Source organism: Ferrimonas sediminicola (genome assembly GCF_005116715.1).
Lineage (GTDB): Bacteria > Pseudomonadota > Gammaproteobacteria > Enterobacterales > Shewanellaceae > Ferrimonas > Ferrimonas sediminicola.
This window is the reverse complement of record NZ_SWCI01000001.1, coordinates 408,656-434,839: the sequence shown is the minus strand read 5'-3', so window position 1 is coordinate 434,839 and position 26,184 is coordinate 408,656. Positions and strand designations below refer to the sequence as shown.

Below are 26,184 nucleotides of genomic sequence, written 5' to 3'. Positions count from 1 at the left end.
CCTAATCGATAGGCTCTATCGGCAACGGCACCTCACCGCTCACCATGGCGGTAAAGGCGTGGGCCAGTTGCTCCCCGGCCTCGACCACCGCCTGCCAACGTTCGATGCGCTCATCGTTCGCCAGCACCTTGAAATCATCCCGATCGGGGATCTTCGCCCCCGGCAGAGAAGCCACGAAGTCGTCGGAGGGGACCAGCATCACCACCCGGTCGAAGTTGGCCCCGGCTCGCCGCCCCTTGAGGGGTTTGTCAAACCAGCCCGGCAGGGCATAGGGGTGGAAATGGGGATAGAGAACCAGCCCCCCCTGGCGCAGCACCGGCAGGTCCAGGTGGTAATCGGTGATGCCGCCATCCATGTAGCGCCCCGACCGGGCTCCAGGGATGTCCAGCTCCCCGGGGGAGAGCAGGGGGATGCTGCCGGTGGCCAGCAACACGGCCTCCAGGTTGTCCGGGCCGAGCTCGGCATGGTGGGTGGACAACTCCCCGGCCTCGGAAAAGCCGCCATGGTCGGCGGAGAAGAGCCAGCGCTCCCACTGGGCCTGAATCAGGCGGCGACTGGCCAGGTTGAGAGTCGCGGTCAGGGCGAGGCTCAGCGCCTGGGCGACCGGGCGCCGGACCCTTTGCCCCTTCCAGCGGCAGGCGATCAGGTTGAGCACCCGATCGGGCCGGCTGAGCAGCGCCCCGAAGCCCGACTCGCCGACCAGGGCCCGCATGATGCCGACACAGTTGTGACGCACCTCCTGTTCACCGGGACGCCGCTCGTAACGCTGGTCGATATAGGCATGTTGCAGGCGCCGGTGTGCCTCGGCCGCCTCAGGGTGACACAGGGCGGCGCAGCGCCATCCGCCGGAGGAGGTACCCAGCAGCCGCATCCTTTGGCCCGCAGGGATCCAGCGGGTCATCAGGGTCCGATCCAGGGCCGCCATGGGCAGCCACTTGGGGCCGCCGGACGCGGCGATAAAGCGATCGAACAGCACTGGCTGCCAGCCATGCTCTGCCAGTTGTCGCCGGGCTTCGGGCCCGGCGAGAATACGAAGTGGTGTCACTGAAAGCCCCTGTCCTCTCACCGGTGGGCGAAGAAAATAACAGAATTGCCTGCCGTTGAGAACGCTCGCCCCCTGAACCGCCGGGGGCGCGGCGCCGGATCGTCGCGAGACAATCTGCCCGGAGTTTGACCCCCATCAACCCCGAGATGGGGAGAAAGTGGTTATTTATCTTCAGCGAAACCGGCAACGAGATCCAAGCCAATGACCCACTCAGCCCTGAACTTTGCCCGCCACACCCTGCTGGCCCTGCCGTTGTTGATCGGCGGCTGCAGCAATACCGGCTCCTTCTATATCGAACCTCTCACCGATGCGACCCGAGTCTCCACCGACAGCTTTGGCTGTTATTACGATCTGGAGCGCGACTGCCTGAAGGAGCTCGCCGTTTGGTCTGAACCCGGCGATCGGGCGCTGCAGGTGACCTACTTCAACCACTGTCCGCTGCGGCTGGTGGTCAAAGCCTGTGTCAGTCAACGGGATGGTGGTATCCACTGCCAGATGATCAAACTGGATCGCGGTACTCGGGAGGCCCTGACCGTGAGCGACGCCAATGGCCGTTATTCCGCCAAGTTCTTCGGCTCGGAGGATCCCGAGAACGACAAACTGTGTGAACTGCGGGTGCCCGGGCTGGTGTTCTAGGCTGGCTCGCCCCCTCGGCACCAAGCCCTGTGCCCGGCCTGCTGAGTGCTCACCATCCCTCGTCAGTTGTTAATATTCGGAGTGATGTCGCTTTTTCACCAATGACGGGGCCCCTGCCTAACCGCTCAGGGCCCACATCACCACAGATCACCCCACCCCTGCCACCTTTGTCAGGACGATACTCTGGCGCTCTAGCCAACGATCCCACCGAAGTCGCGCAAGAGTTCACTTTTCGATAACAAAATGGTAAAACGTGATCCATGTCGCATTTCGGGCCCACACTAAAATCACAAGGTCCGCTTCCGGTCCGGCAGGAGAGCCACCGGTAATGCGATCCGGAGTGCCCCGGCTGTCAAGGGGTGCCACCCGCGCAGTAATGAAGGAAGGAGTATCTGTATGCGCTTACGCTCTCTGGCCACCCTGGCTACCACCCTGCTGCTGACCGCCGCCGCCTCCGCCAGCAGCCTGCACCTGCCTAAGGGCTTCTACGCCACCAATGTCAACGGCAACCCGGTATCCGCCTTTGACGCCACCCTGAACCTGGAACAGGGTAAGCAGGTGGTGACCCTGAGATATGCCAACCCCTACCGTGTTCACCCCGAGCATCACGAGATGGTGGTGTCCGCTCCCATTTATGTGGTGTTTGAAGTCGACGGCAGCTCCAGCTATCGACTGAATGCCGATCTGCCGATGGCTCTGAACCGGGCCAAGGCGTTTGCCCACAATCCAAAATTTGACATTCAGCGCAACGGACAGACCGTTGCCCATCAAGCCTATCTGGGCCAGGGCGCCGTCGCCAAGCTGCTCAGCGAATGATTCCCCATGGCGGCCCCCGGGCCGCCTTACATCACCGCCCAGGGTTGGTATAATGACGGTTTTCTCCGGTGATGACCCATGCTGACCCTATCCAACCGACTGACCATCCCCGCCTCCGAACTGGAGTTTCAGGCGATCCGTGCTTCGGGACCCGGTGGACAGAACGTCAACAAGGTCTCCACCGCCATCCAGCTGGTCTTCGACTACCGCAACTCCCCGACCTTGCCCCAGCACTACAAGGAGGGACTGGATCGGCTCTCCCACCCCAATATCACCCCAGGGGGGAAGATCCTCATCAAGGCGCAGCAGTTTCGCAGCCAGGAGATGAACCGCCAGGATGCCCTGGATCGCCTGGAAACCTTGCTGAAAAAAGCCGCCTTTCGCCCCAAGGCCCGCCACGCCACCAAGCCCACTAAGGCCAGCGTCCGACGACGCCTGGACGGCAAAAGTCGTCAAAGTCAGCGCAAACAACTGAGGCGCTCCCCTCCAAAGGATTAAACCCAACCGCCGTTCAACCTTTTTGTCCCCTTGGCGGGAGATACCGCTTCATTCGTACGGGCTCACCGCCGCTATTAACACTGTGGGCAACTCACGTGATTAGACCAGTAAAATGCTGCCATTTTCGTTGATGTAGTTATAATGGCAGTCACTGAAACTCAAGGGTGTGAAACTGACGCATTTTTCGGTGCCTAACGATTTACACCGATTTTATGCCCAATTTCGCAGAGGATAGGCGCAAAATGTCGAAGCAAAAGCGGATCTTGCTAGTCAATGGCCCGAACCTGAACATGCTGGGACGGCGTGAACCGGGCCACTACGGCAGCACAACCCTGGATGAGATCGTCACTGGTCTGACCAAAGTTGCCGAAGATCATCAAGTTAGCCTGAGTCATATCCAGAGTAATGCGGAAGCCGAACTGATCGATGCCATCCACGCCGCCGAGGTGGATTTCATCATCATCAACCCGGCCGCTTTTACCCACACCAGTGTGGCCCTGCGGGACGCCATCCTGTCGGTTTCCACCCCCTTTATCGAAGTACATCTGTCGAATGTCCACGCCCGGGAGCCTTTCAGGCACCACTCCTACTTTTCCGATGTGGCCGTAGGAGTGATCTGTGGTCTGGGCGCGGACGGATACCAATTTGCACTGCAAAGTGCGGTTAATTACTTGAATCGTGCGGACGAGTACGAGCGCAGCTGAATAAGAGAACCACTATGGATATTCGCAAAATCAAGAAACTGATCGAACTGGTACAGGAATCTGGCATCGCCGAGCTGGAGATTGCCGAAGGGGAAGAGTCCGTACGCATCAGCCGCACCGGCAATGCGCCCATGGCCGCCTCCTACACCGTGGCCGAGCCCCATATGATGGCACCGGCTCCGGTAGCCGCGGCTGCCGCCCCCGCCGCGGCACCCGCCGCCGAAGCCGCCCCGGCCCTGTCCGGTCATCAGGTGAAATCCCCCATGGTCGGCACCTTCTACCGCTCCCCCAGCCCTGCCGCCAAGCCGTTTGTCGAGGTGGGTGACACCGTCGCCGTGGGCGACACCCTGTGCATCATCGAAGCGATGAAGATGATGAACCAGATCGAAGCCGACAAGGCTGGTGTGGTTAAGCAGATCCTGGTGGAAAATGGCGACTCCATTGAGTTTGACGAGCCGCTGTTCATCATCGAGTAAGGAAGTCACTATGCTGGACAAAGTGGTCATTGCGAACCGCGGAGAGATCGCCCTGCGAATCCTGCGCGCCTGTCGCGAACTGGGTATCAAGACGGTGGCCGTTCACTCCACCGCAGACCGGGATCTTAAGCATGTGCTGCTGGCCGATGAGACCATCTGCATCGGCAAGGCCCCGGCCACAGAGAGCTACCTGAATATTCCCGCCATCATCTCCGCCGCCGAGGTGACCGACGCCGTTGCCATCCACCCCGGCTACGGCTTCCTGGCGGAAAACGCCGACTTCGCCGAACAGGTGGAGAAGAGCGGCTACATCTTCATCGGCCCCTCCCCCGAGGTGATCCGCCTGATGGGGGACAAGGTGTCCGCCATCACCGCCATGAAGAAGGCCGGCGTTCCCTGTGTGCCCGGTTCCGACGGTCCCCTGGGTGACGATCCCAAAACCAACATCCAGATCGCCAAGCGCATCGGCTATCCGGTGATCATCAAGGCGTCCGGGGGCGGCGGTGGGCGCGGCATGCGAGTGGTACGCTCCGAGGCCGAGTTGCTGAAATCCATCGAACTGACCCAGGCGGAAGCCGGTGCTGCCTTTGGCAACCCCATGGTATACATGGAGAAGTTCCTGGAAAATCCCCGCCATATCGAGGTGCAGGTACTGGCCGATGGCCAGGGCAACGCCATCCACCTGGCGGAACGTGACTGCTCCATGCAGCGTCGTCATCAGAAGGTGGTTGAGGAAGCGCCAGCTCCGGGCATCACCGAGGAGATGCGCAAGTACATCGGCGAACGCTGTGCCCGTGCCTGTGTCGACATCAACTACCGTGGTGCCGGTACCTTCGAGTTCCTGTATGAGAACGGCGAGTTCTACTTTATTGAGATGAACACCCGTATCCAGGTGGAACACCCTGTGACCGAGATGGTCACCGGCGTGGACCTGATCAAGGAGCAGCTGCGCATCGCCGCCGGCCAGCCCCTGTCCATTACCCAGGACCAGGTGCAGGTTCGCGGTCACGCCATCGAGTGCCGCATCAACGCCGAGGATCCGGAGAGCTTTATCCCCTCCCCCGGCAACATCGACCGGTTCCACCCGCCCGGTGGCATGGGGATCCGCTGGGACTCCCACATCTACGCCGGTTACAAGGTACCGCCTCACTACGACTCCATGATCGGCAAGCTGATCACCTTCGGTGAGAACCGGGACATCGCCATTGCCCGGATGAAGAACGCCCTGCGCGAACTGGTGGTGGGTGGCATCAAGACCAACGTGCCGCTGCAGCAGAAGATCATGGCTGACGAAAACTTCCAGAACGGTGGCACCAACATCCACTACCTGGAGAAGAAGCTGGACGCTTCCTCCTAAGGAAGACGCTCGGCCAGGAAGAAAGAGGACCTCAGGGTCCTCTTTTCTATGCCTGGCCGCCGGGGTCAGATCTTGAACTGGCCCACTAACTGGCGCAGCCGGTGGCCGGACAGCCCCAATTGCTCCGACACCCGGGACGATTGCTCGCTGGCGTGCACCAGTTCGCCGACGATGTCGCGAATGGCCACCATGTTGCGGTTGATCTCCTCGGTCACCGAGCTCTGCTCGGTGGCGGCGGTGGCGATCTGGCTGGTCATGTCGTTGATCTCGTTCACCGCACCGGAGACCGCATTGAGGCTGGTGGTGATCTCGGAAGAGGCACTCACCGTGGTCTCACAATTCTGCTGGCTGTTGCCCATGGTCTCCACCGCCCTGGAGACCGACTGATGCAGCTCATCGAGCATCTCCTTGATCTCCAGGGTACTGGTCTGGGTGCGGCTGGCCAGACCCCGCACCTCGTCCGCCACCACGGCGAAGCCCCGGCCCTGATCGCCGGCCCGGGCCGCCTCGATGGCGGCGTTGAGCGCCAGCAGGTTGGTCTGATCGGCGATGTCGCCGATCACCCCGAGGACGCTGTGGATCTTGGTGGATTGCTCGTTGAGGCGGTCGATGTGCCGGGCCGCCAGGTCCACCTCGCCCACCAGGGCGTTGATGGAGGTCACCGAGTGCCCCAGCTTGGTCTGGGCGGTGCCGGCGTCATCGGCGGCGGACTGGGTGGCGTCCGCTACCTGGTTGGCGTTGCCGGCAATCTGGGCGGCGGCGGTGCTCATCTCGGTCACCGCGGTCACCACCTGTTCGGTTTCGTCGTTGTGGGTCGCCAGCTGACGGCTGATGGTGGCGGTCTGATCGTTGATGTTGTCCACCGCCATCCCCACCTGTTCGGTGGCCTCGGCCACTTCGCGGATGGTCTGCTGCAACCTGGAGGTGAACTGGTTGAACGCTTCGGCCAGCAGGGCGATCTCATCCTGCCCCTTGACCTCCAGCCGCTTGGTCAGATCCCCCTCGCCCTGGGCGATCTCCCGCAGGTTGAGAAGCATGGCATTGACCGGTGCCACGGTGCGTCTCGACACGTAGAGGATGGCCACCAGGGCCAGCACCAGGATCGTCAAGGCCAACAGGCCGGTGGTCAGGCTCTCCCTGTCCGCCATGATCCGGGCGTTCCCCTTGAAGTCGGTCACCGCCGCGTCGATCTCATCCACATAGACGCCAGTTCCCAGGAACCAGCCATACTCGGACAGAGGCAGGACATAGCTGATCTTCTCCACCAACCCCGCTGAACCGGGCTTCTGATAGAAGTAGGACGCGGTACCGCCGCCAGAATTGGCCGCCTTCACCAGCTCGGCGATAAAGGCGGTGCCATTGGGATCCTTCAGGTGCAGCTGGTTCTCCCCCTTGGTCTGGGGCTTGAGGCCGTGAAACTGAACCGTACCCTCCATGTTGTAGACAAAGAAGTAGCCGCCGTCCCCAAAGCTCACCCCGCCCAAGGTCTCCTCCACCACCTGAATGGGGGGCTTGCCGGGCTGAGCCTGCACCTGGTTTCGTACCGACGCCAAGGCGATGGTGACCGCATCCCGCACCTGCTTCATCTTCTGTGCCCGCAGGTCCCGGGTAAAGGTGCCCACCTGCTGCTCCAGGGTCTGGCTCTTAAAATAGAGGGCCCCTGAAAACACCACCACCAGGGTCAACACCAGGGGCACAAAGGCAAGAAACAGCATCTTGCCCCTCAGTCCAAATCGATTCATTCCACCTCTCCTGACTCGAATACACACAATCCCCGACGCCGGCCCGGCACCCGCCACTGTGACCGGCATCAAGTAGCTAGTTACCATGAACGAGATCCACTTCTCAATCAGGGGGTTTGACAGGGAACCGCGTCCCTGAAAATGGGCGCGGCAATCGGCACACCAGGGGGAGCCGTGCAGGGGAAGGCGGCCTCAGACCACTGAAGCCTTATGGATGTTAATCAACTGGTTAAAGCATTACTTTAGTTAGAAAAGCATAATTTATCCCGGTTTAATGCAAGCGGATCTACAAGGACGATCCCACCCGGAATAAATGACACTTTAGTCGTAGGGAGCAGGCAGGCCACCTCATGGTGGCCTGCCGGTGAAGGGTCAGGCCGACGCGGCCACGGCAGCTTCCGCCTCCGCCACCTCACCCTCAGAGTGGGCGATCACCGTGGTAGCCACCAGATCGCCGGAGACATTGACCACGGTGCGGGCCATGTCCAGGATCCGGTCAATGCCGGCCACCAGCGCTACCCCCTCCAGGGGCAGGCCGACGGAGGTCAGCACCAGAGTCAGCATCACCAGGCCGGCCCCGGGTACCCCGGCGGTACCGATGGAGGCCAGGGTGGCGGTGGCGATGATGGTGAGGTACTGCATCAGGGTCAGATCCACCCCGAACAGCTGGGCAACAAACAGCGCGCACACCCCCTGGTACAAGGCGGTACCGTCCATGTTGATGGTGGTACCCAGAGGCAGTACGAAGCTGGAAATGCTCTTGTTGATGCCGAGCCTGCGGGCACACTTCATCGAGGCCGGCAGGGTACCGGCGGAGCTGGACATGGTGTACGCCACTGCCATCGCTTCGGAGATGGCCCGGAAGAAGCGCAGTGGATTCATCCTGGCCACGGTCGCCAGCAGCAGGCTGTAAAAGCCGAAGATGTGCAGCAAACAGCCCAGGTACACCGCCAGGATCACCTTGAGCAGAGGCAGCAAGACATCGATGCCATACTTGCCCGATACCCAGGCCATCAACGAAAACACACCGTAGGGTGCCAGGGCCATCACCAAGTCGGTCAGCTTGTACATCGCTTCCGCCAGCGATTCGAACAGTTGCACCGCCGGCTTGCCCCGATCGCCGATCAGTACCAGGGCGATCCCCAGGGCCACGGCAAAGACGATTACCTGCAGGATCTTCCCCTTGGCCAGGGCCTCGATGGGGTTGGTGGGCACCATGTTCACCAGGGTCTGGGCCAGGCTCGGTGTTTCGCTGACCTGGGCGCTGCTGACCACTTCCTGGGTCATCTCCACCCCGGCGCCTGGCTGAAACAGGTTACCCAGCAGCAGGCCGATGGAGATGGCGATGGCGGTGGTACCCAGATAGAACAGGAAGGACTTCAGGCCGACCCGCCCCATCTTCTGGGTATCCTGCATCGAGGTGACACCGACGATCAGCGAACAGAACACCAGCGGCACAATCAGCATCTTGATGGTATTGACGAACAGGGAGCCGACGAACTTCAGGTGAATGGCGCTCTCCCCAAGAGAGATGCCGGTGACGATCCCCGCCAGCATGCCGGCCAGGATCTGTGCCCACAGCGGCAGGGCACGCCATTTGCCCCAGCACAGAGCCAGGGGATTGGTTGAGTTGGACATAGGAAACCTATGGAGTTGTAGTTGGGTAACAGAGAGGTCTAACGACGGGAAATTGTACCCTGAACACCGGCTCTGCTGCGGAGAATCTCCCTCAAAAGTGATCCCAGCCGCGCTAAGAAAGCGGCCACTGATCCGGATCAGCCTCGCCGGAACCTGGGGGAAACAGCTCCATTACCGACCCGCAGCGCCCGAGGAAACCTGGTCACAACTGGACCGCAAAAAACCAACATCCGCCCCGCCGATGCAACAGGGGTTAGGGCCACCAGATGCGGCTGGTGCGGGTACTGCGCTCCCTCAGGCTCTGGTGGTAAGCGGTGGAATACCCCATCACGGAGAGCCCCTCCCCCAGGCCGCATTGACAACAGCTGCCAGAGGTACAGTCCAGGTAGGCCCAGACAAAGCTCCACGCCCCGGCGGTGATCAGGGTCAGAGTCAGGTGCAGGCCGTGATCTACGTAACTCCTCTCGTGCCGGGTGTGAGTGTAACACCAGCCACAGAAGCTCTTATACAACGTCCGCCCCCCCAGGATCTTCACCAGGGTATAAAGTTTAGCCGCTTATTCCCTTGGCAATGAATTGGTGAAAGTGGCATCATTGACCGACTTGTTTTCAACAGGCTTACCGCAGCCGATGCAGCCATCCTCCTGTGAAATTCCAGTCACGTTGTCGTCGGCACCCTTGATCTCGGTGTTGGCCCAATTGAGTGCGCCGGACACGGAGATGGAGGCCGTCTTCGCCAGCCTCCATCGCTGGCTGGACGAGCAGCTGCACGCCCCCCATTTTCTGGTGCTGGACGGTCCGTCGCTCAGTTACCGGGGCAGCCCCCTCAGTGCTGCCCAGCTGATGTCGGACCAGGGGCTGATCGCGCACCTGTTCAAGGGGGACACCACCCTGGTACTAAACCAGGCAGACCTGGTGGCCCGCCAGCTCAGCAAGCAGGTGCAGCTGCTTCCCCCCAAACCCCATGCCTGGATCGGCTGTCCGTGGCGCGACCCCGATGGCCACCGAGGCGCCCTCATCGTCTTCTCCACCGACAAGCACAGGTACGACGACGACGCCAGCCGGCTGCTGCAACAGGTCGCCGACCTGGTGCGTCAGGCGCTCCAGAGTCGTCAGGCCCAGAGCCAGCTGCTGGCGCTGAAGCAGCAGCAGAAGCGGGTCGAGCATCAGCTCGCTCAACAGGAGAAGCTGCTGTCGGTGCAACACCGGGTCACCCAGTTGAGTCGGCAGCTGTTGCCGCTGAACGAGTTGTGCAGCCAGTTCCACCAGTTGATGGGGCAGCTGCTGCCCTGCCGCAACTTCTACGTCGCCCTGCTGCAACAGGAAGCCGGCCAGCTCGAGTTCCCCTACATGGTCGACCAGTTCCAGCGCAGCCAGGCGAAGACCCGGCCCCTGGCCAGGGGATTGACCGAATACCTGATCGAAAAGGGCGCCCCGCTGGTACTCAACGCCGCCCAGCGCCGCTACCTGGCAGAGACCGGAGCCGCCGAAGAGCTGGGGCAGGTTGCCCGCTCCTGGATGGGCGCCCCGCTGGTGATCGACGATGAGGTAATCGGTGCGGTGGTGGTCCAGGATTATCAGCAACAGAACCTCTATGGTGATGAGGAGATGCAGATGCTCTCCTACCTGGCGGCCCACATCGCCAACATCATCATCATTCAGCAGGCCCATCGCAGCCTGTCGGAGACCCAGCAGGCCTTGGAGGGCGCGGTGGACGAACGCACCCGCGCCCTGCAGCACGAGATCGCCGAGCGGCGCCGCATCGAGAGTCAACTGCGCCACGACAACCTGCATGATCACCTCACCGGCCTGCCCAACCGCGCCCTGCTGCTGGAACGGCTGGATCAGCTGTTCGCCCAGCGCAGGCGCAATCCCGGCTTCAACTACGCGCTGATCTATCTGGATCTGGACAGGTTCAAGATGGTCAACGACAGCCTGGGACACCTGACCGGAGACAGCCTGCTGATGCAGGTCTCCGCCCGCCTCAAGCGCTGCCTGCGAGGCAGTGACACCGTTGCCCGCCTCGGTGGCGACGAGTTTGCCGTGTTGCTGGACAGCCTCCATGAACCCCAGGATGCGATGAACACCGCCAAGCGGATCCATAAGATGCTGTCCCAGCCCTTCCTCATCAACAACGAGGAGATCTACAGCGGCGGCAGTATCGGCATCGCCTACTGCGATAATGCCTACGACAATCCCCAAGAAATCTTGCGGGATGCCGATGTGGCCATGTACCAGTCCAAGGCCAAGGGCGGTCGCCAGCCGGTGGTGTTCTCCTCCACCATGCGTGAGGCAGCGCAGAAGCGCCTAAGGCTGGAAACCGAACTGGCCCGGGCCATCGAGCAGGATCAGTTCGAGATCCACTACCAGCCGGTGTGGCGCCTGGACAATGAACACCTGGTGGGCTTCGAGGCCCTGGTTCGCTGGCAACATCCGAGGAAGGGGCTGCAACTGCCCGGAAAATTTATCGAGGTGATGGAGGAGACCCGCCAGATTCTGGAACTGGATCGACTGGTGCTGCAGAAGGCCTGCCACCAGTTTGCCAAGTGGCACGAGAAGTACCCCCGCATGGCTCGGCTGAGCGTCAGCGTCAACCTGAGCTCCGAATGGTTCTCCCGGCAGAACAGCCTGGACGTGATCAACTCCATCTTGCGGGAATCCGGCCTCACTCCCGAGGCACTAAGGCTGGAGATCACCGAGCGCTCGCTGCTGGGGCAGCACGAGCAGGCATCCGTGGTACTGAAACAGATCCGCCGCCTCGGCGTACGCCTGGCCATGGATGACTTCGGCACCGGCTACTCCTCCCTCAACTACCTGCATCGGCTACCCCTGGATATCGTCAAGATCGACCGCAGCTTCACCTCTCAGGTGCACACCGAGCAGAGGGCCAGGGATGTGGTGCTGGCCATAGTACACTTGGCCAACGCTTTGAATATGAAAGTAAATGCCGAAGGAATCGACGATATCCGCCAGATCGAGGTGCTGCGCGAGATGGGGTGTCACTTCGGCCAGGGTTTTCAGCTGGGTCACCCGATACCGGCAGTGGATGTGCCCAACTACATCGCCGGAAAGAACACCAAGCACTGACAGCAGCGATTTACAATGAGATGGTTTTTCTCAAGGAGTGAGAGATGCGTTCGCAGAGTCTGCTGTCGTTAGTTTGGCTTCTCCCCCTGGCCGTGCTGATCCTGTTTTGGAAGCCCGCCCCGGGAAAGCAGCAGCGCCAGTTATCCAGTGGCGAGGAGCGAGCGGCGCCCGCCCTGCCCAAGGGCCCCCTCTGTCCCCCCAACGCTCTGCCACCAGCCGATCCGACTCGGCTGATGGAGCAGTACCAGGAGATGGGGCCCATGTTCACCCTGGATGGCTGGGTCTACCTGGCGAACGACCGCGCCGCTGAGCGGCTGCAGTTCCGCCGGCTCCACCCCGAGTTTCCCGTCGGCCGGGACGACCCGCAGCATCTGGCCCAGTGGCGCCACTTCTATCACGCCTCCGAATGGGGAGAGTGGGATCGGCCCTCCTGGTTCAAGCGGTCCGTCACCGCCTCCCTGGCCCAGGCCTTCGCCCACCCCCCCATCTGCCGCCGGCATCGCTGTATGGTGGAGTTGCGGCTCGGCAATGATGCCGTCGACCCCTGGCGCCTGCAACTGCTGCCGCAACTGAGCAGCGGTGTCAGCGCCGAGTTCAAGGGCGGCACTGACCACCCGCTGCTAGTGCTGACCCTCAACCCCGGACACTAAAAAAAGCCGGCTCGGGGCCGGCTTTGGACAACGGGGTTTTCCCAACCTAGCAGACGTTCAGCACCTTGATCGCCAGTCCCCCCTGGGAGGTCTCACGATACTTGGGGTGCATATCCTTGCCGGTCTCGTACATGGTGGCGATCACCTTGTCCAGGGAGACGCAGGGATCGGAGTTGCGTCGCAGGGCCATGCGGGTGGCGTTCACCGCCTTCACCGCCGCGATGGCGTTGCGCTCGATGCAGGGCACTTGTACCTGACCGGCGACCGGGTCACAGGTCAGCCCCAGGTTGTGTTCCATGGCGATCTCCGCCGCCACGCACACCTGGGAGGGGCTGGCCCCCATCAGTTCCGCCAGGCCGGCGGCGGCCATCGAGCAGGCCACACCTACCTCGCCCTGACACCCCACCTCGGCACCGGAGATGGACGCGTTCATCTGGTAGAGGGTGCCGATGGCGCCCGCCGCCAGGTAGAACTTGGTGTACTGCGGCGCCTCCACCTTCTCGACGAAACGATCATAGTAGGCCAGCACCGCCGGGATGATCCCCGCCGCACCATTGGTGGGGGCGGTGACCACCCGGCCACCGGCGGCGTTCTCCTCCGAGGCCGCCAGCGCAAACATGTTGACCCAGTCGATGATGCTCATGGGATCGGTGGTGTTACGCTCATTGGCGATCAACTGCCGGTGCAGCGCCGCTGCACGCCGAGGCACCTTCAGCGGTCCCGCCAGCAGCCCCTCGGTGTGGCAACCCCGTTCGATCGCATCGCGCATCACACTCCACACCCGGCCAAACCCGTCACGGATGGCCGCCTCATCGTGGTAGGCCTTCTCGTTCTCCATCATTAAGGCAGAGATGCTCATGCCGCTGCTGCGGCACTGGGCCAACAGCTCATCCGCGTCGGCGAAGGAGAAGGGCACCGGTTTGAGGTTGGCATTGGGCCGGCCGAAGTTCTCCTCGTCGACGATGAAGCCACCGCCGGTGGAGTAGTAGGTCTTGGACAGCAGCAGCTGGTCTCCGGCAAAGGCGTGCAGCTTCATGCCGTTCTCGTGCAGATCCAGGGCGTGGGAGTGAAAGGTTACCGCATCCCTTGGAAAAGCCACCTTCAGTTGCGCCTCCCCCAGGGGGAGGATCTCGCTGCGCTCCACCTCGGCGATAAAGCCGGGGATGGCATCGATCTCCACGGTTTCTGGGCTGTTGCCCGCCAGTCCCATGATGATGGCGATATCCGTGTGGTGCCCCTTGCCGGTGAGGGAGAGAGAGCCGTAGATATCCACGGCTACCCGGGTCACCCGCTCCAGCCGCTGGGCGCAGGCCAGGTCATCGACAAACTGCCTGGCCGCCTTCATGGGTCCCACGGTATGGGAGCTGGAGGGACCGACGCCGATCTTAAAGATATCGAACACACTGAACATGGGAGAAACCTCGATGTTGAAAAAAAGCCGGAGTCCGATGACTCCGGCTTCAGAGTCATAGATGACCGTTTAGAACAGATCTTTCACGATGGCGCTGATGGCCACGATGCCCATTACGGTCACGAAGATGTTGGACAGAGCGCCTCTGTAGCGCTGCATCGCCGGCACCTTGTTGATGGCGTACATCGGCATCAGGAACAGGATGGCCGCGATAAACGGCGCGCCCAGAGACTCGATCATCCCCAGCACGGAGGGGTTGATGATCGCCACACCCCAAACACTGAAGAAGAAGAAGGCCACCAGGACACGGTCAAAGCCTTTATCCCCCATGGCAGTCACCACCTTGGGAGCGCTCTTCTTCGCGATCCCCGCCAACCCCTCTTTGGCACCCAGGTAGTGACCGAAGAAGGAGGAGAAGATCGCCAGGAAGGCCACCAGGGGTCCCACCACGGAGATCACCGGAGAGTCATACTGGTTGGCCAGGTAGCTCAGTACCGGCAGGTTCTGCGCCTTGGCTTCCGCCAACTGAGCAGGAGACAAGGCCAATACGCAACTGAAAACGAAGAACATCACGAAGCCCAGCAACATCATCGAGGCGCGCTTGAGGATGATGTCTGACTTGGCCACCGCATCGTCACCGTGGGCCTGGCGCTGGGCCAGGGCCATGGAGGAGATCGCCGGGCTGTGGTTGAAGGAGAAGATCAGCATGGGGATGGTCAGGTAGACCACGGCCAGCAGGTCGCCCATCGCCGGAATGTTGTCGGTGCTCAGCGCCGCCATCGACCAATCGGGGATCAGGTAGACGGACATCGCCAGCAGGATGAACACCAGCGGGTAGACCAGCAGTTCGGTGGCACGCAGCATCAGGCGGCGCCCCAGAATCATCACGCCCATCATCATCGCCACCAGCACACCGGAGAGGATCCAGCGCGGTGGAGAGATCATCCCCAATTGGTTGACGATGAAGCTGTCGACGGTGGTAGTAATGGCGTTGCCATAGATCAGCACAATGGGATAGATGGCGAAGAAGTACAGGATGGTGATCAGCAGGCCGGCCCCTTTACCGAAGTGCTCCTCGACCACATCGGTGATGTCGGCGTCGTTGCGCTTGGAGGAGAGGACAAACCGGGCCAGGGCACGGTGTGACAGATAGGTCATCGGCCCCACCAGCAGGGCGATGAGGATCAGTGGCCAGAAACCTTCCAGGCCGGCGCGAATCGGCAGGAACAGGACACCGGCGCCTACGGCGGTGCCAAACATGGAGAGGGACCAGGTCAGGTCCTGCTTGGTATAGGTCACCGCCTTGCTGGCACGGCCAGTGGCGGTTGCAGCGGTTGAAGCCTGCATAATTATTCACCTTAAAGAGTTCGAGTTAGCGAGGGCAAATATAAAGATTTATTTCAGTTTTGATGGGATCAAGATCCCAAACCGAATTTCCCTGCGTGAAGCCGATCACAACATCGATCTCTTGCATCCTGGCATGAACAGCCCTAATGCGAAGGTAAAAGCCCTGTAAAATAACGTTCAAAAACGGTTAATCCTGGTGGTTTGCGTAAAGACCACAACAGAAACAGGTGAATATGGCGAAAAAAAACGGGCCATCTTGACCCGTTCTCAAAGTTTTGTCTGTAGTTTTATTACAACGGCGAACCCCAGATTAACTGGTCAGCAACGTCTTTATCGCGATGATAAACAGCAGCACGGCGAAGCTTTTCTGCATAATTCTCGGGTCCAGCTTATGAGCCAGGTGGGCACCGACTCGGGAGAAGATCGAACTGGTCAGGATGATCCCAACGAAGGCGGGTAGATAGACATAGCCCAGGCTCATCTCCGGCAGACCAGGCGCATGCCAGCCGCTGATGGCGTAGCTCAGGGCTCCGGTCACGGCAATGGGGAACCCCAGGGCAGAGGAGATCCCTACGGCTTTGCGCATCTCCAGGCCAAACCGGGACAGCAGGGGTACGCTGATGGTGCCGCCGCCGATGCCGAAGATGGCGGAGAAGAAACCGATGCCGGCGCCTGAGAGGCTCAACCCCACCGGACCGGGAAACGGCTGGTGCCCTTTGGGCTTGAGGCCAAACCACATCTTCAGCGCCACCGCCAGGATAAAGGCGGTGAACAGATAGGCCAGGATGGTGGCATCCAGCAGGTGGGCCACGTAACCACCGAGGTAGGCCGCCAGCACAATGCCCGGCGCCATGGTAAACACCACCCTCCAGTCCACTCCGCCGCGGCGGTGATGAGCCATCATCGAGTTGATGGAGGTGACAATGATGGTGGCCAGCGAGGTGCCCAGAGCCATATGGATGGCGATGGCGGCATCGAAGTTGAGGACTTTAAAGGTGGTCAGCAACACCGGCACGATCACCAAACCACCGCCGATGCCGAACAGACCGGAAAGTACGCCCGCGAAGGCGCCGAGGAGCAGATACAACAGGTAGATCATAATTAGTTGAAGTTGCTGATTAGATTGACGACCATTGTGGCATATTCCCCTAAGCAACCACACCGGATGATGATAAAAACAACGGAAAAAACTTTGCTGGTCGCCTCATGCAACCCGGTCAAGATCAACGCCGCCCGCCGTGCCCTGGAGCGCGCCTTTCCCCACTGCCAGTGGCAGGTCAAGGGCCTCAGTGTCCCCTCGGGGGTGGATGAGCAGCCCATGGGAGACACCGAAACCCGGGTGGGCACCATCAACCGGATGGAGGCGATCCTCCAGGAGTCCGCCGACTTCTATGTGGCTTTCGAGGGAGGCTATGATCGCATCCACGGTCAGGGGTTCACCTTCGCCTACATCGCCGCCAGCGATGGCAACCAGACCCAGATCGGTCGCAGCGGCCTGCTGCCCCTGCCGGAGCTGGTCAGCCGCCGGCTGGAGCAGGGCGAGGAGTTGGGGCCGCTGATGGATGAACTGTTCAACGACCACAACATTCGCCAGAAGGGGGGGGCCATGGGGATCCTCACCAACAACTTGGTGGACAGGACCAGCATCTACTCCGACACCCTGTGCCTGCTGCTGGCCCCCTTCCTCCACCCGGAGCTGTACGCCAATTCGCGGCAGTCCCCTTAAACCAGGTTGAGTACCCAGCCCATCAGGGTGAACCCCGCCAGCAGCAGGGCAAACAGCAACGCCAGCAGCCGCCACTGCATCACCTGCTTGAGCATCACAAACTCGGGGAAGCTGGCGGCAACGGTGCTCATGCAGAAAGCCAGGGTGGTGCCCAGGGGCACCCCCTGCAGCAGCAGGCTCTCCATCACCGGGATCACCCCGGTGGCGTTGGCATACAGGGGAATGCCCAAGCCCACCGCCGCCGGCACCGACCACCACTGGCCCTCTCCCAGATGGGATTGCAGCCAGCCGGCCGGGACGAAACCATGCAGCGCCGCCCCCAGGCCGACACCGATGATCACCCACTTCCACACCCGACCAAAAATCTCCTGAGTCTCCTCCCGGGCAAACTGGTGGCGCTGCCTCAGGGTCAGAGTCGCAGTCTCCTCATCGTCGTCCAGGGGCTCCGCCTGCTGGCCCATAGCGTGCGCCCGGGCTGCCAGGGGCTGCAACCAGCGCTCGGCCCCCATGGCATCCAGCAGGACCCCGCCCGCCATGCCAATGGCCATCCCCACCACCACGTAGATCAGGGTCAGTTGCCACCCCAACAGACTGAGCAGCAGCAACAGCGCCACCTCGTTGATCAATGGCGAGGTGATCAGAAACGCCATGGTGATCCCCACGGGGATCCCCGCCGAGGTGAAGCCCAGGAACACCGGAATGCTGGAGCAGGAGCAGAAGGGGGTGATGGCGCCGAAACCCGATCCCAGCAGATAGCCGGCACCCCGGCTCTTGCCACTCAAGTAGTGACGCACCCGCTCCACATCCAGGGAGGCACGGACCAGCGCGATGAGGTAGATCATCACCACCAGCAACACCAAAATCTTGCTGGTGTCCTCCACGAAGAAGTGCAGTGCCTGCCCCAGCCTGCTCTGTGGTGCCATGCCCAGCCACTGGTACACCAGCAGACTGGCCAGCTCACCGAACCACTCGAACATGGAATCAGCCCCGGTTCAACAACGCATCCAGCTCCGCCCGCTCCGGCAGGGAGCCACTGTGCTTCACCTCACCGTCGATGACGATGGCGGGCGTACGCATCACCCCGTAGTCCAGGATTCGGCCCATGTCGGTCACGTGTTCCAGCTGGAACTCCAATCCCAGCTCCTTGGCCCGGGTATCCACCATCTCCGCCAGGGTGTGGCACTTCTTGCAGCCGCTTCCGAGAATCTCAATCTTCATCTTTGCCTCTTCTAAAATTCAGAAAATATGGATATCCATATATTTTCCCATACTGTGCCAGGATTCGTTCCAATTCAAGTGGAAACAGGGTTCAGAGGAGATAAGATGTCGGGGAGTTGATCCGGATCAGTTCCGGCAAACCCAATAAAGAGGGGCGCATCCGGCGCCCCTCTTGTTGGCGTCACCCCCTGGGAAGGGGTTACTTCTGATACTGCAACCGGATGTCCGACAGAGTCTCGGCGGCGATCGCCTCTTCGGTAAACAGTAATGGCCTCAAGGCGGTGTTGTCCGAGTAGTAGCTGGTCTGATCCGCCCAGTGGGGGGAGTGGGCATTGTAGGCCTCGGAGTAGGTCAACAACCCGCGTCCCTCGGGCCCCTGATCACCAAAGCCCACCACCATCATCCAGCTGGAGCCGTAATCGATGTGGTAGCCCTCGGTGGTCAGCTCGGAGCGGGTCGGCTGACCGGTGACCGCATCGATGGCGGGCTCATAGGCGTGCTGAGGCAGCAGGGTGTCATCACCGGGACGGTTGGTGTAGGCGAAGACGTTGAAGCCCCCCTCGAAGTTGTTGGCCCCGGACCAGGGGAAACGCACCCCTGAAGGCTGACCGTTGGGCAAAGACTTCTCCACGAACTGCATCTGGCCCAGGGGCGCCTCCAGGTCGAAGCCATTCTGGGTCAGGGTGACGCTGGCCGCCGCCAGGGCCACCAGGGCCGCACCGTCCGACGCCAGGGTATTCGGAGTATTGATGGGGTCGGTGTAGACGAAAGGCACGTCCAGGTGGACATCGCTGTCGAAGCGGTAACCGAACTCACGCAACAGGGCACCGGCGACGCTGTCCTGGTTCTGGGCCCCGTTCCACTTAGCCAGGGCGGCGCAGGCGGGGGTGATGTTGACACTCAGGCTGTCGCTGACCACCACAGGCGTCGTCCCCTGAGCCTGGCACTGCAGCAGCAGTTGGGGCAGCACCAGCTCCGCCAGGTAGGCGCGGTTGGAGAGCAGAGCCGACTCCACCTCGGCGGGGCTGAACTTGTCGTCGTCGCCGCGGGCGTCACTCATCAGGGTCAGCCCCATCCGGGTGCGCAGTGACTGCTGGACCCGGCGCTTGCCATAGAGTGGCGAGACATGCTCGATGGGCTCGGCGGGGTTGGTGATCCAGTAGGAGTTGTTGGAGTTCTGCACAAAGTCCCGGCGCACCAGCTTGGGGGCACGCTCATAGGGGACCGCGCCGTCAAAGGCGAAGCGCGCCTCGTCCCCGGGCAGGATGGTGAAACCAGCCTGATCGCGGGCGGCGCGCAGCTCCGGACTCAGCCTCAGGGCATTTTCCGCCTCGCTGCCGATGTTGGGCACGGTGGAGTCATCGATGTAGAAGGCGTTACCCTGATCATCGGCGTACATGGTGTTGTTGAAGATCACCCCGTCGAAGCTCTTGAACGCCTGCTGGAACTCCTCCAGATTGCTGGCGAAGTTCATGGCAGACCAGTGCTCCAGCACATCCACGTTGTTCATGTTGGCGTCCTGAATAAAGAACGCCTGGGTGTCATCCCAGGGGAAGGGCGCCAGCGCTGGCGGAGCCTCCACCATGGGCCCCTTGGCGGTCAGGTACACCTCCTTCTCCAGGGGGATGGTCACCCCGCCACCGATGTTGACCTCGACGGTGAGGGTCTTGGGAGTGATGGCCCTCTCCTCCCCCTCAAACAGGTAGGTGAGGCGATCCCCCTCCTTCAGGCTGAGGTTGTACATGATGAAGTGCTCGGCGGTGGAGAAGGTGTGGGTCCAGGCCAGGTTCTGGTTGAAGCCGATGTTGACCGCCCCGGGCATCCCCACCAGGGAGCCGCCCATCACATTGAGGTGGCCAGGAATGGTCAGGTGCGACTGCCAGAAGCGCAGCTGGCCGGTATGGGGGAAGTGGGGGTTGCCCAGGACGATCCCCCTGCCATTGTCAGTCACCTCGCTACCCAGGCCCCAGCCGTTGGAGCCCATCTCCCTGGGGTTGACCTCGGGGGTAGCCAGGGTGGCAGCCCGGGCCTGTGCCTTGGCGCGGATCTCCGCCAGCATCATCTGTCCCTGCCTGGGCACCGAGGCGGTCGCCGCCGGGCGGGGCAGGTACTCGTCACCATCGCCGGGATTAGCGAAGAAGATCAGATCCATAAAGTTGGCGGCACCGGGCAGCAGCGCGATGGAGAACAGGTAGGTCAGCATATCCACGTCGGCCATCGGCTTGACCCAGGGCTGACCGGCACAGGGCAGGTTGGGAGTGGTCACCGCCCCGGAAGCCAGGTCCGCCAGGTAGAGGTTATAGCCGGCGGCGAAGCCGGAGAGCATCGCCCGGGATCGGTCCGGCAGGGTCCCGATCAACTCGGCGGCGGACTGACGCACTCCCAGTGCCTTGTAGCCGAAATCACTGATCAGATTCTGGTTGTCCTCTTCCTTGGCCAGACCGGTGGCGAAATCGATGCTCTTGTGGGGGCCGAAATACTTGGCGCGCTCACTGTTGGCCTTGATGATGCCGTCCGCCAGCAGGCAGAGGTGGTCCTGAGCCTGGGCATAGCCGGAACCAAACGCCAGGCTCTCAATGCTGTCTGCCTCGATGTGGGGCACGCCAAAGGTGGTGCGGCGGATGCGCACATCCAGCAGACCATTCTCGGCAAACACCTGCACTTCGGGGGCGGGTTCAGGGGGCAGAGTGGTGGAATCACGGTTATCATCGTTGCTGCAGCCTGACAGCGTCAGGCCGGTCGCCATGGCTACGGCGACCCACAGAGGTGATCTTATCATTATCATCTTCCTTGTTGGTGTGCTCACCTCCCCAGTGAGCCAGCCCCCATTTAAGCAGCTCCGACCAGATAGATCCACAGAGTTTTAACGCCGTTAACAGTAAGTTAACCAGCCATGCCAGGAGCCTGGCTCCCGGATTCAGACAAAACTGGTATCCTTCCTGTGATCACTTGCAACCGAGACAGGGATTGGTCATTCTCTGCCGCCGGATTACCTTGATGGAACCTCGATGAGCGCACCACTGTACCACTTGCGAAACCAGTTCCCTGCCCTGAACCAGCCGGATCTGGTCTACCTGGACAACGCCGCCACCACGCAGAAGCCTGAGCGGGTGCTCTCGGCGATGAACCGTTTCTACCGGGAGCAGAATGCCAATGTCCATCGCGGGGCCCATCGTCTTTCCGACCTGGCCACCCGCACGTTCGAGGGCGCTAGGGACAAGGTTCAGAGCTTCATCAATGCTCCGGCGCGAGAGGAGGTGATTTTCACCCGGGGCACCACAGAATCGATGAACCTGCTGGCCCAGAGTCTGGGCAGTCATCTGCTGCAGCCCGGGGATGAGATCCTGATCGACACCTGGGCTCACCACGCCTGCATCGTACCCTGGCAGCAGATGGCGATGCGCACCGGCGCCAAGCTGATCCCGATCCCACTGACTGGCGACGGCGACCTGGACCTGGATGCCTACCAGGCTCTGCTGGGCCCCAAAACCCGGGTGGTCAGCCTCACCCAGGTCTCCAATGCCCTGGGCAAGGTGGCCCCACTGGAGGTGATGCTGCCCGAGGCCAGGGCCGCGGGCGCCATCACCATAGTGGATGGTGCCCAGGCTGTGGCCCACCTGGAGATCGACGTGCAGACACTGGGGTGTGACTTTTACGCCTTCTCTGGCCACAAATGCTACGGTCCCACGGGCATCGGGGTGCTTTGGGGACGCCGGGAACTGTTGGAGCAGATGCCCCCCTATCAATATGGCGGCGAGATGATCCAGCAGGTCAGCTTTGAGGGCAGTCAGTTCAACCGTCTCCCCTACAAGTTTGAGGCCGGCACCCCCGCCATCGCCGAAGCCATCGGCCTGGGAGAGGCACTGGCCTTTATCGACGAGTTGGACAGGAAAGCGTTGCAGGCCCACGAAACCGCGCTGATGGAGAGAGTGAAGGCGGGTATGGCTGCCCTACCTGGCGTGGAAGCGATCGCGGGTAGAGGCCACAATCTTGGGGCGCTCTCCTTCAGAGTAGAGGGGGAACACCATCAGGATATCGGCATCCTGCTGGACCAGGCGGGCGTAGCGGTGCGCTGTGGCCACCACTGCTGCCAGCCGCTGATGCAGGCGCTGGGACTCAAGGGCAGTTGCCGGGTCTCGTTCGCCGCCTATAACAGCCTCGAAGAGGTGGACGCCTTCCTCAGCGCCCTCAAGGAGATCACGGAGTTTCTCGATGATTAAACCCGGCATTCAAGAGTTTCTGGACTCCCCTCTGGGCAGAGAACTGACCCGTGAGCAGTTGCACCAGGAGCTGACGGCTCAGTCCCACTGGCAGGGGCGTTACCGCATCATCATGAAACTGGGCAGCCGTATGCCTGCTTTGGCCCCACAGTGGCAAAGGGAGGACGCGGAAGTGGCCGGCTGCGAAAGCAAGGCCTGGCTCTACCACCATCGCGATGAGCAGGGGCAGCACCATTTCCTGGCGGACAGCGAATCCCGCATCATCAAGGGGCTGCTGGTGCTGATCCTCAGCACCTGCAACCACAGCAGCGACCAGACCATTCGCGACCTGGATCTGGACAGCTGGTTCAGTGAACTGGGTCTGTCGGCCCATCTCAGCCCCTCCCGAGCCAACGGAGTGGCGGCCCTGGTCGCGGCCATTCGCACCCGGGCCTCGGCGCCACAGCCCGGCTAGCGGCGCTGGCCGAACTGGGCCTCCAGAGTCAGGGTCAGCTCCAGGTTGGTGTCAAACCCATACTGCCTGGGCCAGGTGAGCTGGGGTTCCACTTCGTAGAACAGCCAGCTGCGCAGGAAGCTCTGACGCAATGTCAGTCCCAACCGGCGGATCTCACTCTGGATCCCGGGATCGTCGGTGGCCCCGGAGGCGGCGACAAACAGCGACAGGGCGGTACGCTCATTGAGCCATTCGACCCGGCTCAGCTTGCTGTTCCACTCCAGGCCGTCGCTCTCCTCGCCATAGAACAGCCAATTTCGCCACAGCAGGGCATGTCCGTCACTGTGCCGCTCCAGATTCAGCCCTGTGGTTTCACTCCAGCCCTCATCGGATTGCAACCTCAACTCCTGGCTTGCCTTCAGCAAGGTTCGCTGATCCAGGTTGTCGTAGTAGCGGGCTCGTCCCCGAACAAAGGGCTGAATGCCCGAGTCCACGCTGGCGCCGAGATCCAGCGACAGATCCCAGCGTTTTCGGTCCAACGGGATCCAGCGCAGGGCCGCTCGAGTGGTGCCCTCTCCCGTGCCGGTGAAGAGATCACCCAGCTCCTCATCCTCTTCGTCGGATTCCAGCAGCAGCTTGAGCCGACGTTCGGTCTGGGGAAGATAATAGGCGGCGGACAGGCGCAGGCCCCATTGATCGCTTTCCCGCTCGATGAACTCCCGCTGGGCTCTCAGCCTGAAGTGACTGGATGCCTGATCGGCATCATCGCTGGGACCGAAGAAGTGATCAAACCAGAGGGCGGTGCGCTGGGCAGAGCCGGACAGCAGGGTGTGGGCCTTGTCATACCAGGGTGGCGGCTCCGGCTCCCCCTCCCGGGGCTGTGCCACAACCTGGGCACAGGGGCCCACCAGCAACCAGACTATCCAGCACGCTCTCGACAACACCGCCCCGCCCCTTCCTGACAAGCCCAAGCAGTGGAAATATTAAGCCTCTTTCTCGGCCTGCGCCGCCAGCTTGAGCAATACCCGGCTGGCCGCGACAAACCCGAAGGTGCCGGTGACCGGGGTCACCGCCCCGAAGCCACTGGCGCAATCCATCGCCTTGGGGCCCTCTGCGGCCGACTTGGCCAGGCAGATCTGGCCATCCGCGCCCGGGTACTTGAGCTGTTCATCGGAGAAGACGCACTCTACCTGGAAACGGCGTTTGGGGTTCTTGCTGAAGTTGTATTCCCGGCGCAGCAGGTTGCGCACCTTGGCGGCCAGAGGGTCCTGGTAGGTCTTGGCCAGGTCCGCCACCTGCACCCGGGTGGGGTCCAGCTGACCGCCGGCGCCGCCGACGGTGACGATGCGGATCTTACGCCGCTTGCAATGGGCGATCAGCGCCGCCTTGGCCTTGACGCTGTCGATGCAATCCACCAGGTAATCCAGGCCGTCGTCAACCAGCTCAAACAGGTTGTCGCTGTCAACAAACTCCTCCACCTCCTCGACCCGACAGTCGGGGTTGATGGCACGGAGGCGCTCGGCCATCACCGCCACCTTGGAGCGTCCCACGGTCTCCCTCAGGGCATGGCACTGGCGGTTGGTGTTGGTAATACAGATGTCATCCAGGTCGATTAGAGTAATCTGACCGATGCCGCTGCGAGCCAGGGCTTCGGCCACCCAGGTACCCACCCCGCCGATGCCGACTACGGCAATGTGGGAACGGCGGAACCGCTCCAGGGCAAGTGGACCATAGAGGCGGCCGATGCCGCCAAAGCGCTGTAGATAGTCGTCGTTCATAACCGCTGTCCTGACCAGATCGGCCGCAGTATAACAGGGGAGAGGGGGATCGGGGAGACGCCCGAGGTTACAGCGAAGGCGAACTGTCCACACTAACCAGTTAGCCATTGTTAATCAATGAATTAAATGTCCAATTATTGACCTCCCTCAACAGTTAAAACTTTTCACATCAAATTTGTGCGCGAGCTCAAAAAATCACATCACCAACGGTTGCATGTCACAAAGTTCCTGCCAGAATCGAGTTCGCAAAATGACTAAAAAGCCTGATTAAATCTTGATACACAGCGATTTATGTTGCCTTTGTGTTAAATCTAAATCAGGCGTTCATTGATCGTCAGGAGTAAACTGATCATGCTAAAACGGACACCCGCCCTCTCTGCTGCTGCCCTACTGGTTGCCGCCTCTTTCGGCGCACAGGCACAAATGCCCACCTTCTACGGTGACCTGAACATCTCTGTGACCGATTCCGACACCGGTTACACCACTCAGATCACCAACGGTGACACCGGCACTGTTCTGGAGAACAACTCCTCCAACGTCGGTATCAAGGGCACCCACGACATCAACGGTGCACTGAAACTTGTCTATAAAGTTGAGCTGGGCATCAATGGCTGGGATCAGAAGGATGGTGGCAAAGACGCACTGAGCTCTCGTAACACCTACTTCGGTCTGGCCGGTGGCTTCGGTGAAGTGGTCTTCGGTAAAAACGACACCGCCTTCAAGAACTCCGAAGGTGGCGTTGACGCCTTCGGTAACCTGAACGCCGACATCGCGATGATCCTGCCCGGTCAGGATCGTGTGGGTGACGGTATCACCTATGTTCTGCCCAAGGTTGACTTGCTGACCGGTAAGCTGACCTACATCCTGGAAGACGACAACGCTGACAAGACCAGCGATGACGGCGACAACTACGCCCTGTTCCTGGGCTACGGTGACAAGGGCCTGAAGAAAGCCAACTTCTACGTTGGTGGCGGCTATGTTGATGGCATCAGCGGCTTGACTGCCTGGCGTCTGACCGGTCAGGTGAAGATCGCCGACCTGGCCCTGGGTGCCATCTACCAGTCCTCCGAAGCCACCTCCGACTCCTCCGTTGAGTCCGACGGCTACATCGTTTCCGCCAAGTACCCCCTGGGCAACTTCATGCTGAAGGCTCAGTACGGTTACGAAGATGGCGCTCTGGGTACCTTCGGCAAGAAGGCCCAAGGTGTCACCGCCGGTACCGTTGAAGATGTGACCAACTTCACCGTTGGTGGCGACTACACCCTGAGCAAGTCTGCTTACCTGTACGCCCACTACGCCAACTACGAAGCTTCTGTTAAAGGCGCCGCTGACATCGATGACGATGTGATGACCCTGGGTCTGCGCTACCGCTTCTAATCTTTGGCGCAGCCAAAGAGAGAAAC

General features: G+C 61.3%; 24 protein-coding genes. 12 read left to right on the top strand and 12 right to left on the bottom strand.

Annotated elements, in window-relative coordinates; genetic code table 11:
* Window position 1: 1 nt before the first annotated feature.
* A complete protein-coding gene (locus FCL40_RS01950) occupies window positions 2-1,045 on the bottom strand; it encodes an alpha/beta hydrolase (protein WP_136850813.1) in 1,044 nt (347 codons plus the stop codon).
* A gap of 201 nt (window positions 1,046-1,246) precedes the next feature.
* On the opposite strand from FCL40_RS01950, the gene FCL40_RS01945 reads away from it, so the two are divergent.
* The 6 genes from FCL40_RS01945 to accC all read left to right on the top strand — a co-directional run bounded on the left by FCL40_RS01945 (window position 1,247) and on the right by accC (window position 5,532).
* The gene (locus tag FCL40_RS01945; protein WP_136850811.1) at window positions 1,247-1,681 is read left to right on the top strand and encodes a hypothetical protein; all 435 of its coding nucleotides are present in this window, start codon (window positions 1,247-1,249) and stop codon (window positions 1,679-1,681) included.
* A gap of 396 nt (window positions 1,682-2,077) precedes the next feature.
* Complete coding sequence (locus FCL40_RS01940) at window positions 2,078-2,497, top strand: DUF2057 family protein (protein WP_136850809.1); 420 nt, start codon at window positions 2,078-2,080, stop codon at window positions 2,495-2,497.
* A 78-nt stretch (window positions 2,498-2,575) separates the two neighbouring features.
* A complete protein-coding gene (arfB, locus tag FCL40_RS01935) occupies window positions 2,576-2,995 on the top strand; it encodes an alternative ribosome rescue aminoacyl-tRNA hydrolase ArfB (RefSeq protein ID WP_136850807.1) in 420 nt (139 codons plus the stop codon).
* Window positions 2,996-3,237: 242 nt separating this feature from the next.
* On the top strand, window positions 3,238-3,699 hold the full coding sequence (gene aroQ / locus FCL40_RS01930; protein ID WP_136850805.1) for a type II 3-dehydroquinate dehydratase: 462 nt from the start codon (window positions 3,238-3,240) through the stop codon (window positions 3,697-3,699).
* Window positions 3,700-3,713: 14 nt separating this feature from the next.
* Window positions 3,714-4,175 (top strand): acetyl-CoA carboxylase biotin carboxyl carrier protein, encoded by a 462-nt coding sequence (accB, locus tag FCL40_RS01925; RefSeq protein WP_136850803.1) that lies wholly within the window; start codon window positions 3,714-3,716, stop codon window positions 4,173-4,175.
* 10 nt (window positions 4,176-4,185) lie between these two features.
* Complete coding sequence (accC, locus tag FCL40_RS01920) at window positions 4,186-5,532, top strand: acetyl-CoA carboxylase biotin carboxylase subunit (RefSeq protein ID WP_136850801.1); 1,347 nt, start codon at window positions 4,186-4,188, stop codon at window positions 5,530-5,532.
* Window positions 5,533-5,597: 65 nt separating this feature from the next.
* Here accC and FCL40_RS01915 read toward each other — a convergent pair whose 3' ends face one another.
* From FCL40_RS01915 to FCL40_RS01905, 3 genes are all read right to left on the bottom strand, one after another.
* Window positions 5,598-7,274 (bottom strand): methyl-accepting chemotaxis protein, encoded by a 1,677-nt coding sequence (locus FCL40_RS01915; RefSeq protein WP_136850799.1) that lies wholly within the window; start codon window positions 7,272-7,274, stop codon window positions 5,598-5,600.
* A gap of 372 nt (window positions 7,275-7,646) precedes the next feature.
* Window positions 7,647-8,912 carry a dicarboxylate/amino acid:cation symporter gene (locus FCL40_RS01910; protein ID WP_136850797.1) on the bottom strand — a complete coding sequence of 422 codons (1,266 nt, stop codon included), beginning with the start codon at window positions 8,910-8,912 and terminating at the stop codon, window positions 7,647-7,649.
* A gap of 253 nt (window positions 8,913-9,165) precedes the next feature.
* A complete protein-coding gene (locus FCL40_RS01905) occupies window positions 9,166-9,423 on the bottom strand; it encodes a hypothetical protein (RefSeq protein WP_136850795.1) in 258 nt (85 codons plus the stop codon).
* A 208-nt stretch (window positions 9,424-9,631) separates the two neighbouring features.
* Between FCL40_RS01905 and FCL40_RS01900 the strand changes: the two genes are divergently transcribed.
* A complete protein-coding gene (locus FCL40_RS01900) occupies window positions 9,632-11,998 on the top strand; it encodes an EAL domain-containing protein (protein ID WP_169306968.1) in 2,367 nt (788 codons plus the stop codon).
* Between the two features lie 44 nt (window positions 11,999-12,042).
* Window positions 12,043-12,648: a hypothetical protein gene (locus tag FCL40_RS01895; protein ID WP_136850791.1), complete on the top strand. Its 606-nt coding sequence runs from the start codon at window positions 12,043-12,045 to the stop codon at window positions 12,646-12,648.
* A 46-nt stretch (window positions 12,649-12,694) separates the two neighbouring features.
* Here FCL40_RS01895 and FCL40_RS01890 read toward each other — a convergent pair whose 3' ends face one another.
* The 3 genes from FCL40_RS01890 to FCL40_RS01880 form a co-directional block, all read right to left on the bottom strand.
* Complete coding sequence (locus FCL40_RS01890; protein WP_136850789.1) at window positions 12,695-14,059, bottom strand: L-serine ammonia-lyase; 1,365 nt, start codon at window positions 14,057-14,059, stop codon at window positions 12,695-12,697.
* 69 nt (window positions 14,060-14,128) lie between these two features.
* A complete protein-coding gene (locus tag FCL40_RS01885) occupies window positions 14,129-15,406 on the bottom strand; it encodes an aromatic amino acid transport family protein (protein WP_136850787.1) in 1,278 nt (425 codons plus the stop codon).
* A 310-nt stretch (window positions 15,407-15,716) separates the two neighbouring features.
* The gene (locus tag FCL40_RS01880) at window positions 15,717-16,505 is read right to left on the bottom strand and encodes a sulfite exporter TauE/SafE family protein (protein ID WP_136850785.1); all 789 of its coding nucleotides are present in this window, start codon (window positions 16,503-16,505) and stop codon (window positions 15,717-15,719) included.
* 93 nt (window positions 16,506-16,598) lie between these two features.
* On the opposite strand from FCL40_RS01880, the gene yjjX reads away from it, so the two are divergent.
* The gene (gene yjjX / locus FCL40_RS01875; protein ID WP_229360249.1) at window positions 16,599-17,132 is read left to right on the top strand and encodes an inosine/xanthosine triphosphatase; all 534 of its coding nucleotides are present in this window, start codon (window positions 16,599-16,601) and stop codon (window positions 17,130-17,132) included.
* Here the strand turns inward: yjjX and FCL40_RS01870 are convergent.
* The 3 genes from FCL40_RS01870 to FCL40_RS01860 all read right to left on the bottom strand — a co-directional run bounded on the left by FCL40_RS01870 (window position 17,129) and on the right by FCL40_RS01860 (window position 21,129).
* Complete coding sequence (locus FCL40_RS01870; protein ID WP_136850783.1) at window positions 17,129-18,109, bottom strand: permease; 981 nt, start codon at window positions 18,107-18,109, stop codon at window positions 17,129-17,131. The genes yjjX and FCL40_RS01870 overlap by 4 nt on opposite strands.
* A gap of 4 nt (window positions 18,110-18,113) precedes the next feature.
* Entirely contained in the window at window positions 18,114-18,350 is a 237-nt protein-coding gene (locus FCL40_RS01865; RefSeq protein WP_136850781.1) for a thioredoxin family protein, read from the bottom strand.
* A gap of 199 nt (window positions 18,351-18,549) precedes the next feature.
* On the bottom strand, window positions 18,550-21,129 hold the full coding sequence (locus FCL40_RS01860) for an acylase (RefSeq protein ID WP_136850779.1): 2,580 nt from the start codon (window positions 21,127-21,129) through the stop codon (window positions 18,550-18,552).
* Window positions 21,130-21,358: 229 nt separating this feature from the next.
* Here FCL40_RS01860 and FCL40_RS01855 point away from each other — a divergent pair, with 229 nt between their 5' ends.
* Window positions 21,359-22,570 carry an aminotransferase class V-fold PLP-dependent enzyme gene (locus FCL40_RS01855; RefSeq protein WP_136850777.1) on the top strand — a complete coding sequence of 404 codons (1,212 nt, stop codon included), beginning with the start codon at window positions 21,359-21,361 and terminating at the stop codon, window positions 22,568-22,570.
* A complete protein-coding gene (locus FCL40_RS01850; protein ID WP_136850775.1) occupies window positions 22,563-23,024 on the top strand; it encodes a SufE family protein in 462 nt (153 codons plus the stop codon). The genes FCL40_RS01855 and FCL40_RS01850 overlap by 8 nt, the downstream gene beginning before the upstream one ends.
* On the opposite strand, the gene FCL40_RS01845 is transcribed toward FCL40_RS01850, so the two are convergent.
* Both FCL40_RS01845 and tcdA read right to left on the bottom strand, forming a co-directional pair.
* Window positions 23,021-23,947: a hypothetical protein gene (locus tag FCL40_RS01845; RefSeq protein WP_136850773.1), complete on the bottom strand. Its 927-nt coding sequence runs from the start codon at window positions 23,945-23,947 to the stop codon at window positions 23,021-23,023. The two genes, FCL40_RS01850 and FCL40_RS01845, sit on opposite strands and share 4 nt — an antisense overlap.
* A gap of 39 nt (window positions 23,948-23,986) precedes the next feature.
* Entirely contained in the window at window positions 23,987-24,781 is a 795-nt protein-coding gene (tcdA, locus tag FCL40_RS01840; protein WP_136850771.1) for a tRNA cyclic N6-threonylcarbamoyladenosine(37) synthase TcdA, read from the bottom strand.
* Between the two features lie 351 nt (window positions 24,782-25,132).
* Between tcdA and FCL40_RS01835 the strand changes: the two genes are divergently transcribed.
* The gene (locus tag FCL40_RS01835; protein ID WP_136850768.1) at window positions 25,133-26,158 is read left to right on the top strand and encodes a porin; all 1,026 of its coding nucleotides are present in this window, start codon (window positions 25,133-25,135) and stop codon (window positions 26,156-26,158) included.
* Window positions 26,159-26,184: the final 26 nt, after the last annotated feature.